At 65.6% G+C, this 12991-nt stretch carries 10 protein-coding genes and 1 pseudogene; 7 read left to right on the top strand and 4 right to left on the bottom strand.

The window, feature by feature from the left end:
* On the bottom strand, positions 1–709 hold a 709-nt coding region (locus VNW74_RS15120), incomplete at its 3' end, for a heme o synthase (protein ID WP_325678176.1).
* 194 nt (positions 710–903) lie between these two features.
* Between VNW74_RS15120 and tkt the strand changes: the two genes are divergently transcribed.
* From tkt to VNW74_RS15085, 7 genes are all read left to right on the top strand, one after another.
* Entirely contained in the window at positions 904–2994 is a 2091-nt protein-coding gene (gene tkt, locus VNW74_RS15115) for a transketolase (protein ID WP_325678174.1), read from the top strand.
* 14 nt (positions 2995–3008) lie between these two features.
* The gene (gene tal, locus VNW74_RS15110) at positions 3009–4127 is read left to right on the top strand and encodes a transaldolase (protein ID WP_325678172.1); all 1119 of its coding nucleotides are present in this window, start codon (positions 3009–3011) and stop codon (positions 4125–4127) included.
* Positions 4124–5677 (top strand): glucose-6-phosphate dehydrogenase, encoded by a 1554-nt coding sequence (gene zwf, locus VNW74_RS15105; RefSeq protein ID WP_325678170.1) that lies wholly within the window; start codon positions 4124–4126, stop codon positions 5675–5677. Before tal ends, zwf begins: the two co-directional genes overlap by 4 nt.
* Positions 5678–5702: 25 nt before the next feature.
* On the top strand, positions 5703–6614 hold the full coding sequence (gene opcA, locus VNW74_RS15100) for a glucose-6-phosphate dehydrogenase assembly protein OpcA (RefSeq protein WP_325678168.1): 912 nt from the start codon (positions 5703–5705) through the stop codon (positions 6612–6614).
* On the top strand, positions 6611–7354 hold the full coding sequence (gene pgl / locus VNW74_RS15095) for a 6-phosphogluconolactonase (protein ID WP_325678166.1): 744 nt from the start codon (positions 6611–6613) through the stop codon (positions 7352–7354). Before opcA ends, pgl begins: the two co-directional genes overlap by 4 nt.
* Positions 7355–7538: 184 nt before the next feature.
* Positions 7539–7928, top strand: a complete 390-nt coding sequence (locus VNW74_RS15090; RefSeq protein ID WP_325678164.1) for an ATPase — start codon at positions 7539–7541, stop codon at positions 7926–7928.
* 3 nt (positions 7929–7931) lie between these two features.
* Positions 7932–9236, top strand: a complete 1305-nt coding sequence (locus VNW74_RS15085) for a cytochrome P450 (RefSeq protein ID WP_325678162.1) — start codon at positions 7932–7934, stop codon at positions 9234–9236.
* Positions 9237–9298: 62 nt separating this feature from the next.
* On the opposite strand, the gene ppc is transcribed toward VNW74_RS15085, so the two are convergent.
* The 3 genes and pseudogenes from ppc to VNW74_RS15070 all read right to left on the bottom strand — a co-directional run.
* On the bottom strand, positions 9299–12082 hold the full coding sequence (gene ppc / locus VNW74_RS15080) for a phosphoenolpyruvate carboxylase (RefSeq protein WP_325678159.1): 2784 nt from the start codon (positions 12080–12082) through the stop codon (positions 9299–9301).
* 50 nt (positions 12083–12132) lie between these two features.
* Complete coding sequence (gene secG, locus VNW74_RS15075; protein WP_325678157.1) at positions 12133–12369, bottom strand: preprotein translocase subunit SecG; 237 nt, start codon at positions 12367–12369, stop codon at positions 12133–12135.
* Positions 12370–12413: 44 nt separating this feature from the next.
* A pseudogene (locus VNW74_RS15070) lies at positions 12414–12991 on the bottom strand (hypothetical protein); the annotation flags it as partial.

Genomic DNA, 12991 nt, shown 5'->3' with positions numbered 1-12991 from the left:
CCAGCGCCAGCGTCGCGGCCACGGTCAGCCAGGTGTAGATCAGGATCTGCTTGGTGACCTGACGTTCGGTCGCGACCGCCGGCAGCATCGGGATCCCGGCCGCCTGGTAGTCCTCCTTGTAACGCATCGCCAGAGCCCAGGTGTGCGGCGGCGTCCAGAAGAAGATGATCGCGAACATGACCAGCGCCGGCCACTCGATGGTGCCGGTGACCGCCGACCAGGCGATCATCACCGGCATGCAGCCGGCCGCGCCGCCCCAGACCACGTTCTGCGAGGTGCGGCGCTTGAGCAACAGGGTGTAGACGAACACGTAGAACGCGATGGTGGCCACCGCCAGCAACCCCGACAGCAGGTTCGTTGTCCGCCACAGCCAGAAGAACGAAGCGACACTCAACACCACTCCGAACACCAGGGCGTTCCGGGTGGGCACGGCAGCGCGCGCCAGCGGCCGCCGGGCGGTCCGCTTCATCAGCTTGTCGATGTCGGCGTCGGCCACACAGTTCAGCGTGTTGGCGCCCCCGGCGGCCAGCATCCCGCCGATCAGGGTATTGAGGATCAGCAGCGGGTTCACCATGCCGCGGTCGGCCAGCAACATCGCCGGGATCGCGGTGACGAGCAACAGCTCAATGACCCGCGGCTTGGTCAACGCCAAATAAGCCAACACAGTCGTGCTGACTCGACTCGGCGCAACGCGCTCGCGAATGCTCACGCAATAACTCCTTGGATCGCAGCAGCGCGCAGCTTCTACTACAGAGGATGGTAGACCGCTTGCATGCACCGCTCGCAGTGCAGGGTCGACTCACAACAATTTGCCGGGAGTTCATCTGCTTCTGGACCTGCGTCGACGTAGGTTTCCGCACTAGGGTGGGGATCAATCACGTTGTCGACCCGAGGACCGCATCTGTGACCACACTCGAAGACATCTCGACCCTTACCCAACCGCACCATCCCGACGACTGGGCCGAGATCGATTCGGCCGCAGTGGACACCGTGCGGGTGCTGGCCGCCGACGCGGTCCAGAAAGTCGGCAACGGGCATCCGGGGACGGCGATGAGTCTGGCCCCGCTGGCCTACACGCTGTTTCAACGGGCCATGCGGCACGACCCCAACGACACCACCTGGCTCGGCCGGGATCGGTTCGTGCTGTCGGCCGGGCACAGCAGCCTGACCCTCTATATCCAGCTCTACCTGGGCGGTTTCGGTCTGGACCTCGCCGATCTCGAATCGCTGCGCACCTGGGGATCCAAGACGCCCGGACACCCGGAATTCCGGCACACCCGGGGCGTGGAGATCACCACCGGCCCGCTTGGCCAGGGTCTCGCGTCGGCGGTGGGGATGGCGATGGCGTCGCGCTACGAGCGCGGCCTGTTCGACCCGGACGCTGCCCCCGGGACCAGCCCGTTCGATCACTACATCTTCGTGATCGCCTCCGACGGCGATATCGAAGAAGGGGTTACCTCCGAGGCGTCGTCGCTGGCGGCGGTCCAGGAACTGGGCAACCTGATCGTGTTCTACGACCACAATCAGATCTCCATCGAGGACGACACCAACATCGCGCTCTGCGAGGACACCGCGGCCCGGTATGAGGCCTACGGCTGGCACGTGCAGCGGGTCGAGGGCGGCGAGAACGTGGTCGGTATCGAGGAGGCCATCGCGAACGCCAAGGCCGTCACCGACCGGCCGTCGTTCATCTCGCTGCGGACCATCATCGGCTATCCGGCACCGAAGGCGATGAACACTGGCAAGGCGCACGGTGCGGCCCTCGGCGACGAAGAAGTCGCCGCCGTCAAGAAGATCCTGGGCTTCGATCCCGACAAGACGTTTGAGGTACGTGAGGACGTCATCACGCACACCCGTGGGCTGGTCGCTCGCGGGAAAGAGGCCCACGAGCGCTGGCAGCCGGAGTTCGAGGCTTGGGCGAAACGCGAGCCGGAACGCAAAGCGCTGCTGGACCGGTTGACCGCGGAAAAGTTGCCCGACGGGTGGGACGCCGACATCCCGCACTGGGAACCGGGATCCAAAGCTCTGGCCACCCGCGCCGCGTCCGGGGAGGTGCTCACCGCGGTGGGACCGAAACTGCCTGAGCTGTGGGGCGGTTCGGCCGATTTGGCGGGCAGCAACAACACCACCATGAAGGGCGTGGACTCCTTTGGCCCGCCGTCGATTTCGACCAAGGATTACACCGCCCACTGGTATGGCCGCACCCTGCATTTCGGTATCCGCGAGCACGCGATGGGCGCGATCTTGTCCGGCATCGTGCTGCATGGCCCGACCCGCGCCTACGGCGGCACCTTCCTGCAATTCTCCGACTACATGCGCCCGTCGGTGCGACTGGCGTCGCTGATGGATATCGACACCATCTACGTGTGGACGCACGATTCGATCGGGCTCGGCGAAGACGGCCCGACTCACCAGCCGATCGAGCACCTTTCGGCGCTTCGCGCGATCCCACACCTGTCGGTGGTGCGTCCCGCCGACGCCAACGAAACCGCGTACGCCTGGCGCACGATCTTGGCGCGCGGCAGCGGCAGCGGTCCGGCGGGCCTCATCCTGACCCGCCAAGGCCTGCCGGTGCTGGAGGGGACCAGCATCGAGGGTGTGGCCAAGGGCGGATACATCCTGGGCAATGACGGCGGCAAAGAACCAGACGTCGTTCTGATCGCCACCGGCTCCGAAGTCCAGCTAGCCGTTGAGGCACAAAAGTTGTTGGCCGACAAGGACATTGTCGCGCGCGTGGTGTCGATGCCGTGCGTCGAATGGTTCGAGTCGCAACCGTACGAATACCGTGACAGCGTGCTGCCCCCGTCGGTGTCGGCACGCGTCGCCGTCGAGGCCGGCATCGCGCAGTGTTGGCACAAGCTGGTCGGCGATACCGGCGAGATCGTGTCGATCGAGCACTATGGGGCATCCGCCGATGCCAAGACTTTGTTCCGTGAGTACGGGTTCACCCCGGAAGCCGTAGTCGACGCCGCGGAACGAACACTGGATAACTAAAAGAAGGAAATTCGATGACTCAGAATCCCAACCTCGCCGCGCTCAGCGCCGCGGGCGTATCCGTGTGGCTGGACGACCTGTCCCGACAGCGCTTACAGTCCGGCAACCTACAAGAACTCATCGACACCAAGAGCGTCGTCGGTGTCACCACCAACCCGTCGATCTTCCAGGCGGCGCTGTCGCACGGCGAAGCATACGACGCTCAGATCGCAGAGCTGGCCGAGCGCGGCGCCGACGTCGACGCCACCATCCGCACCGTCACCACCGACGACGTCCGCAACGGGTGCGACGTGCTGGCACCGCAGTGGGAGGCGTCGGGCGGGGTCGACGGTCGTGTCTCCATCGAGGTCGACCCGCGGTTGGCGCACGAAACCGACAAGACGATCCAGCAGGCCATCGAGCTGTGGAAGATCGTCGACCGGCCGAATCTATTCATCAAGATCCCGGCCACCAAGGCCGGGCTGCCCGCCATTACCGCCGTTCTGGCGGAGGGGATTTCGGTCAACGTCACGCTGATCTTCTCGGTCGAGCGGCACCGCGAGGTGATGGACGCCTACCTGGCGGGACTTGAGGCGGCCAAGCAGGCCGGACACGACCTCTCCAAGATTCATTCCGTGGCATCGTTTTTCGTCTCACGAGTCGACACCGAGATCGACAAGCGCCTGGAGAAGATCGGCTCCGATGAAGCGCTGGCGCTGCGCGGACAGGCGGGAGTGGCCAACGCACGACTGGCCTATGCCGCCTACCAGGAAGTCTTCGTTGGTGGCGATCGCTACTCGCAGCTCGAGAAAGACGGTGCGCGGGTGCAGCGGCCGTTGTGGGCGTCGACCGGCGTGAAGAACCCGGACTACTCCGACACGCTCTACGTCACCGAGCTGGTCGCCCCGAACACCGTGAACACCATGCCGGAGAAGACGATTGACGCGGTCGCCGATCATGGTGTGGTCACCGGTGATACGATCACCGGCACCGCCTCGGCCGCCCAAGAGGTCTTCGACAACCTCACGGCGGTCGGCATCGACCTGACGGACGTGTTCCTCGTGCTGGAGAGCGAGGGCGTGGAGAAATTCGAAGCGTCCTGGAAGGAGCTCCTCGACGCGACTCAGGAGCAGCTGGACAACGCCGCCAAATGAGCCCGGCCCGCAGCGCGGCCGGTGCCGCACGGTGGCAAAACCCGCTGCGAGACAAGCGCGATAAGCGGCTGCCGCGAATCGCCGGGCCTTGCGCGGTGGTGATCTTCGGCGTGACCGGGGATCTGGCCCGTAAGAAGGTTGTCCCGGCTATCTACGACCTGGCCAACCGTGGCTTGCTGCCACCCAACTTTGCGCTCGTCGGGTTCGCCCGCCGAGACTGGGACCACGAAGGTTTCACCAAGGAGATCTACGACTCCGTCAAGGCGCATTCGCGCACGCCGTTCCGCCAGTCGATCTGGGACAGGCTGGCGGAGGGATGCCGGTTCGTCAAAGGCACCTTCGACGACGACGCCGCATTCGCGCAGCTGGCCGAGACCTTGGACAAGCTCGACGCGGAACGCGGCACGAGCGGCAATCACGCGTTCTACCTGGCAATCCCGCCCAACAGCTTTCCGGCGGTCTGCGAGCAGTTGAGCAAAGCCGGGTTGGCCCGTCCCCAGGACGACAGCTGGAGGCGGGTGGTCATCGAAAAGCCGTTCGGCCACGACCTGGACAGTGCACGCGAGCTCAACCATGTGGTCAACAGTGTGTTCCCCGAGGAATCGGTGTTCCGCATTGACCACTACCTGGGCAAGGAAACGGTGCAGAACATCATGGCGCTGCGGTTCGCCAATCAGTTGTTCGACCCGATCTGGAACGCCCACTACGTCGACCACGTGCAGATCACCATGGCCGAGGACATCGGTCTCGGCGGGCGTGCAGGCTATTACGACGGAATCGGCGCGGCCCGCGACGTGATTCAGAACCATCTGATGCAACTACTGGCGCTGACCGCGATGGAAGAGCCGGTAAGTTTCCATCCCTCAGAACTGCAGTCCGAGAAGATCAAGGTGCTTTCCGCCGTTCAACTTGCCCAGCCGCTGGACGAGACCACGTGCCGCGGCCAGTACACCGCGGGCTGGCAGGGCGGCGAGCATGTGGTCGGGCTGCTTGAGGAGGAGGGCTTCTCCAAAGACTCGACCACCGAGACGTTCGCCGCCATCACCGTGGAAGTCGACACCCGGCGTTGGGCCGGTGTGCCGTTCTATCTTCGCACCGGAAAACGACTGGGCCGCAGGGTGACCGAGATCGCCCTGGTGTTCAAGCGCGCACCGCATCTGCCTTTCGACGCAACGATGACCGATGAGCTGGGCGCCAATGCGCTGGTAATCCGGGTACAGCCCGACGAAGGGATTACCTTGCGATTCGGATCCAAGGTGCCGGACAGCGCCATGGAAGTACGCGACGTCAATATGGATTTCTCGTACGGCTCCGCGTTCTCCGAAGAATCACCCGAGGCCTACGAACGGCTGATCCTCGATGTGCTGCTCGGCGAGCCGTCACTGTTTCCGGTGAATGAGGAAGTCGAATTGGCCTGGGAGATACTGGATCCGGCTCTCGACCGCTGGGCCGAACACGGTAAACCCGAACCGTATGAGGCGGGCACCTGGGGACCGGCAGCGTCGTTCGAGATGCTCGGCCGGACCGGCCGGGAATGGCGGCGGCCATGAGCCCGGGCGGGGAGGAGCGGCGCAAATGATCGTCGATTTGCCGGAAACCAGTACTAACGAAATCAACAAAAGGCTCGACGAGCTGCGCGAGAAGGTCGGCGCAGTGACTCTCGGCCGGGTACTGACATTGGTTATCGCGCCCGACAGCGAGACCATCCTCGAAGAATCCATCGAGGCGGCCATCGCGGCCAGCCACGAACACCCCAGCCGGGTAATCGTGGTGATGACCGGCGACGCGGATGCCGCCGAGGCGCGTTTGGACGCGCAACTGCGGGCCGGCGGCGACACCGGCGCCACCGAGGTGGTGGTGCTTCGGCTTTCGGGCCCACTCGCCGGACACAGCAGCAGCGTCGTCCTGCCGTTCCTGCTGCCCGATATCCCGGTGGTGGCGTGGTGGCCGGATCTCGCCCCGGCCGTGCCGGCGCGCGATCCGTTGGGCCAACTGGCACTTCGGCGTATCACCGACGCAACCAACGGGACTGACCCATTGGCTTGCATCAAAAGCAGGCTTGCCGGTTATACCCCGGGTGACACCGACCTGGCCTGGAGCCGCATCACCTACTGGCGGGCACTGCTCACCTCGGCGATCGACCAGCCGCCGCACGAGCCAATCAGCTCGGCGTTGGTGTCCGGGTTGAAGACCGAGCCTGCGCTGGATGTTCTCGCGGGGTGGCTGGCGGGCCGCATCGACGGGCCGGTGCGACGCGCGGTCGGTGAGCTCAAGGTCGAACTGGTGCGCAACAGCGAGACGGTGACGTTGAGCAGACCGCAGGACGGCGTGACGGCGACGTTGAGCCGGACGGCCAAGCCGGATGCGCTTGTCCCATTGCAGCGCAGGGAAACCCGCGAGTGTCTCGCCGAGGATCTGCGCCGGTTGGACGCGGACGCGATCTACCTTTCGGCGCTCGAAGGCATCGACCGAGTGGAGTATGTGTGAGCACGACTGTCGAGACCTTCGCCGACAGCGACGGGCTGGCCGCGGCGGCCGGCGAGCGCCTGATCGGCGCCATCGACGCGGCCGCCGCCGCTCGTGGGCGGGCACTGATCGTGCTGACCGGAGGCGGAAACGGCAACCGGCTGTTGAGTTATCTCGGCGCCCAGGGGCAGCGCATCGACTGGGCCAAGGTGCATCTGTTTTGGGGCGACGAACGTTACGTGGCCGAAGACGACGACGAACGCAACGACAAGCAGGCCCTCGATGCGCTGCTGAATCACATCGACATTCCGGCGCGCAACGTGCACCCGATGCCGGCGCTTGACGGCGAATTCGGCAGCGATCTTGCGGCCGCCGCATTGTCGTACGAGCAACTCCTGGCCGCGAACGCCGAACCGGGCGACCCCGCACCGAATTTCGACGTCCACCTGCTCGGCATGGGACCCGAAGGCCACATCAATTCGCTGTTCCCGGACACTCCAGCCGTGCGCGAAACCACCCGGCTGGTGGTCGGTGTGGAGGATTCACCCAAGCCCCCGCCGCAACGAATTACGTTGACACTGCCCGCAATCCAGCGGTCTCGCGAAGTGTGGATATTGGTGTCAGGCGCGGAGAAAGCCGACGCGGTGGCCGCCGCGATCGGCGGCGCCGACCCGGTGTCGGTACCGGCCGCCGGTGCGGTCGGCCGGGAAGACACGGTCTGGTTCCTCGACACCCAGGCGGCAGCCAAACTGTCCGGCTAACGCCGCCGCTCGGCCAGCCGATCGGCGTAGCCGAGCACGTAGTCCTGCAGCCGCCGAATGATGTCGGGTGGCGCAGCGCCCGTCGTCACGGCGGGGCGGCAATGTTCGCAGTGTCTGGGTTGCATACCCGATCAGATGCCGATTCGAGTCCGGGGGTTCCCGACCGGCCAGTAATAATGAGCGCATGGCAGACAAAAGCGCCGGCAGCCGCCCGCCGCGACAGCGCATCAGGACGCTCACCCAGGCGGCAATGAACGCCGACGTCACCGTGGGGCAACTCGAAGACGTGCTCGGCGGCCTGGGTAATACCCTCTCGGACCTGAACAATTCGCTCTCCCACTTGAACGAGGCGGTGGACCGCCTGGACGCCGGCTTGGACCACTTCGAGGCCACGCTCGTCAGGATTGACGACCTGATGGGCCGGCTGGTCACGCTCGTCGCGCCGGTCGAGGCCATTGTCGAACGAATCGACTACATGGTGAGCGTGGGCGAGACGGTGATGTCGCCGCTGTCGGTGGCCGACCACGCAGTGCGAAACCTGTTCAATTCACTGCGAAATCGGACGGCGCATTAAACGGTGCCGGACGCCTGCTCGGCTTCAGACGCGCCCTACGCCGAAGGAATCGGCCTGCCCTGGGACGTCCCGGTCTCTGACGCCGTCGCCGCTATCGCGGCGGCCCGGGCCAGACACGGCGACACCTTCGCCGTGCAGAGCGGTCAGGATCACTACCTGTTCACGTTCTCTGCCGCCGGCGTCGAATCGTTCTACGGATTGCCCGAGGAGAAGGCCAGCAAAGGCGTCGCCGACTACCTGATGCTGCGCCGCAAACTTCCCGACGAGATCTTCGACGGCCGGCGCATCCTGCCCAACACCCTGTTCCGCCGCGACGACGTCGCCGGCTACTTGGCCAACCTGGATTGGGCGCTGCGGGAGACCACCATCGAGCTGGGCCCGTCGGGCTCGGTGGACGTCTTCGACCTGACCCGCCGACTCGGCCACCGGATGGGGCTTGCGTCTTGGGCGGGGCCCGGATGTGCCGAAGGCGAGGGGTTTGATCGCCTCGTGCGGGCCTTCGACACCCTCGACGGTGCCGACGCATTCGTGCATCCCGACGCGATGGCTGCCGTCGCAGCCTCGAACAAGCGAGCCGAGCACGCGGCCCTCGACGAGGTTGTCGATATCGTCGCGGCCGCCGCGCGCCGCTGGGACACCGGCGGTACGGACGATCAGGGTCTGTTCGGCAGGATCGTGGACGCGTGGTGTTCGGAGGCGCAGGACAACCGATTTCGCGGAATCGCGCTCGATGTCGCGCTGATACACATCGCCTCGATGTCCAATTTGGCCGCCGCGCTCGGGTGGGCGCTGATCGATCTGCTCGAGCACCCGGAACATCTGGCGCGCGTCGTCGCCGCCGATGCCGACCTGGCCCAGCGCTGTGCGCTGGAGTCCACCCGTCTGGCGCAACGCTCGATCATGTCCCGCACCGTGCTGTCCCCGGTCCGTTTGGACACCGGCGAGGTCAGCTACCAGGTGCCGCCGGGGTGGACCATCGCCACGTTGCTGCCCCTGCTCAACACGTCCGTTGCACCGGGGCTGGAAAACTGGGACCCGGACCGATGGACGCTGCACCGGCTGACCGACGAGAAGGCACTCCCCTCGCCCATGTTGGTGACGGCGTTCGGCCACGGACGGCACTCGTGTCCGGCCCAGCCGTTCTCGCTGTCGGCCATGACGGCGGCGATGACGCATTTGTGCGGCCGCTATCAGATGACGCCGGATTGGACAACGCACCCGCGGCCCGTCCCGGCCCAGATCGGTGGCGTAGCAAGGGCGGACGGACAATGCGTGTTGCATTACCTCGCGAGACTGCCACGAGAGTGAAGCTGGCCGCACACTCGACAGCGAAGGTGAAGCTGGCCGCACACTCGGCGGGCCGCAACGGTCTAGCCACTGTTGCGCAGCGCGCTGGCCAGCCCGTTCATTGTCAGTAGGATCCCGCGCTGGACGAGCTCGTCGTCGTCGCCGGAGCGGTAGCGCCGAAGTAGCTCCACCTGCAAGTGGTTCAGCGGTTCCAGATACGGGAAGCGGTTGAACACCGACCGTGCCAGCGCCGGGTTGTCGGCCAGCAGGTTGTCTTGACCGGTAATGAGCTTTTGCGCGTTGATGGTGCGGGTGTGCTCCTTGGTGATCTTGTCGAACACTCGGCGGCGCAACGCTTTATCGTCGACCAGCTCGGCGTAGCGAGCCGCCAGGCCCAGATCGGATTTGGCCAGCACTTGGGCCATATTCGACAGCACGGTGCGAAAGAACGGCCACCGTTGATACAGATCGTGCAACACCTCGATGCGGCCACCGTCAGCCAGCCAACCCTCGACGGCCGAACCGGTGCCGTACCAGCCCGGCAGCATTACCCGCGACTGACTCCACGCCAGCACCCACGGGATCGCCCGCAGGTCCGCGATCGACTGGGTGGGCTTACGCGACGTCGGCCGGCTGCCGATGTTCAGCGACCCGATTTCGCTGACCGGGGTGGACGCCAGGAAGTACTCAACGAAACCCGGTGTGTCGTGCACTAATTCGGCGTAGGCGCGCTGCGCCCGGCCGGCCAGGTCGTCGAGGATGTCATACGCCGGACCCGCGGCGTCACCGAGACCTTCGACGTCGAGCAGGGTGGACTCCAGCGTGGCAGCCACCAAGGTCTCCAGGTTGCGCCGCGCCATCAGCGGTTCAGCGTATTTGGCGGTGATGACTTCGCCCTGTTCGGTGAGCCGCAGCGATCCGTTCACCGCTCCGGGCGGCTGGGCCAGGATCGCCTCATAGCTGGGTCCCCCTCCGCGGCCGACGGTGCCGCCGCGACCGTGGAAGAGCCGCAACCGAATTCCGGTCTTGCGGGCCGACTCGACCAAGTCCAGTTCGGCGCGGTACAGCGCCCAGTTCGCCGCCAGATACCCGCCGTCCTTGTTGGAGTCGGAGTAGCCGAGCATCACCTCTTGGTTCTCGTCGCGGGCGTGCACGATCGCCCGGTACAGCGGCAGTTCTAACGCCGCCTCCAGGATCGCCGCGCCGCCGCGCAGGTCGTCGATGGTCTCGAACAGCGGCACGACGCCAACCGGACAGTATGGCTCCGGCCCGGAAACATCCAGCAGGCCAACCTCTTTCAGCAGGATCGCCGCCTCCAACATGTCGGACACCGATCGGCACATCGAGATGATGTAGTTGGGTATCGCGCGCGGTCCGTAGATTTCGATCGCGCGAGCGGCGGCTTCTATGACGCCGAGCTCGCTGCGGGCCAAATCCGAGAGTTGGGCACGCTCGCTGAGCAGCGGCCGGCGGGTGCCGAGTTCGTCGATGAGCACGGTGACCCGTTCATCTTCGGGCAGTGATGCGTAGTCCGGATGCACGCCGGCCCAGGCCAGCAGCTCGCTGACCACCTCTTCGTGCACGTCGGAGTTCTGTCGCATATCCAGCGCGGACAGATGAAATCCGAAGACGTCCATAGCCTCTCGCAGCTGGGCAAGCCGGTCGTCAGCCAGCAGCGCGCTGCCGTTCGCACGCAGCGAGGCGTCGACGGTGTCCAGGTCGGCCCGCAGCTCCGCCGGGTCGGCGTACGGCTCCAAGCCCAGGTCGAGCCGGTTTTCCGGCTCGCGGTCCAGGATTTCGGCCGTGGTCGCGCTGAGGCGGGCACGGATCACGCGTACGGCGCGCCGGTAGGGTTCGTCAGCGCGGGCCGCCTCCTGGCACCAGTCGGCCAGCGCGGCCAACTCGGGTGTGACCGTGATCAGCCGCGACGACATCGACAGCTCCTGCTCCAGCGCGGTCAATTCGGAGAGATAGTGCCCGAGCGCGGTATAGGCGGCGCTGGCGGTGGCCAACCGGACCACGTCGGCGGTCACATTGGGATTGCCGTCACGGTCGCCGCCGATCCAGGAGCCGGGCCGCAGGATCGGCTCGGGCAGCAGATCCACGTCCGGCCAGCGGCTGCGCAGCGCTTCCCGAACCTCGGCGTTGACCTTCGGGATCACCTCGAAGAACGCGGCCGGGTAATAGCGCAACCCGACGTCGATCTCGTCGGTGATCTGCAGCCGCGACAACCGGACCAGCGCGGTCTGCCACAGGGTCAGGATCTGGCGGCGCAGCTCGGGCAGGATGACGTCGGTGTCGGCGTGACCTTCGGCACGTAGCCGCATCAGTTCGGTGATCCGGTGTTGGGCAGCGAACACCGTGCGGCGGCGGGTTTCGGTGGGGTGTGCGGTGATGACCGGAGCGACCAGCGCGTCGGTTAACGCCTCGGCGACGGTGGCCGCGTCCAGGTCGGCGGCGTCGAGCTTGTCGTACGTGGCGGCCAGGCTGCTGTCTTGCGGTGGATCACCGGCGGCGACGTGAATTGCCCGGCGGCGCTCCCGGTGGATGTCTTCGGCCAGGTTGGCCAGCAATGCGAAGTGGCTGAACGCCCGGATGACGGGAATCGCTTGGTGGATGTCGATGCCCTCGAACATGTGGGCCACCTCGGCCCGTTCGATCTCCGAGCGACGCACCCGAAATGACGCCACCCTGGCCCGCTCGACCAGCGCGAACACCTCGTCGCCGTTGTGCTCGCGCACCGTGTCGCCCAGGATCGTGCCGAGCAGCCGGATGTCGTCGCGCATCGGCTCGGTCGCCTCACGGCCCGTGCGGGTGCGTTGGACGGCGCCGATTGGCTCCAGCCCGGTGTCGGAAACGCCAACCATGAATCCAGTATCGGGGCGCGGAGGCTAGCCCGCGCTGCGAGCAGAGCCGCTCAGGCGTTGTATTTGATGCGCAGTGCCATACCGATGATGGCCACCAGCCAGATGCCGATGACGAACAGCGTCAGTCGGTCGAGGTTCTTCTCCACCACCGTCGACCCGGACAGGCTGGACTGCACGCCACCACCGAACAGCGTCGACAGACCGCCACCCTTGGCGCGGTGCAACAGCACCAACAGGACCACCAGGACGCTGGTCACCACCAGGGTGATCTGCAGGGCCAATTCCATGGGTGGCAGCTTACCGGCCGGTGAGTGGTGGCCTCAGACCGGCGTTAGCTCAACGTGTCGTCGTAGTACAGGTCGCCGTTGTCGTAGTCGATGTAGACCGGGTTATTCTCGAATGCCTCGTAGCCGCTATCGATCGAGCTTCCCGAGACCTCTGTCGGCGTCTCGTTCGGTAGCTGGTCTCCTCCGGCGTTCTCCACCTGGTAGGAGTACAGCAACGTGTTGCCGTCGTAGACATTGACATAGTCTCCGTCCGGCACTCCGTTGGCGTTGGACTCTATGGATGACGGGATGGTTCCGTAGACACCCCCGGAGTCGAGGTCGTCGGAGACCAGACCGGTACCGACAGGCGTCTGTGTGGGATCAGTAATCGGACTACTGGTCGTTACTGTTTCGGTCAGGTCACTTGTCGGGGTCGAGCCGGTGCTCGGCAGATCTGCGTAGGGCGTTCCCGGGTTGCTGTCACTGGCAATCAAGTAGCCGCCGGGTTCGTCGACGGTCACACCGTCATAGCCATCCGCCTGGAACGGGCTTTCGCCCGCCCCACCACTGGTATTGTCCCCGATGCCCAGGATGCCGCCGGTTGAATCGTTACTGGCGAGAAAGTTCTGGAAGGCGTCGTTGG

Source organism: Mycobacterium sp. (assembly GCF_035570115.1).
Classification (GTDB): Bacteria; Actinomycetota; Actinomycetes; order Mycobacteriales; family Mycobacteriaceae; genus Mycobacterium.
Note: the sequence above shows the minus strand (reverse complement) of the source record. Positions and strands in the feature narration are given on the sequence as shown.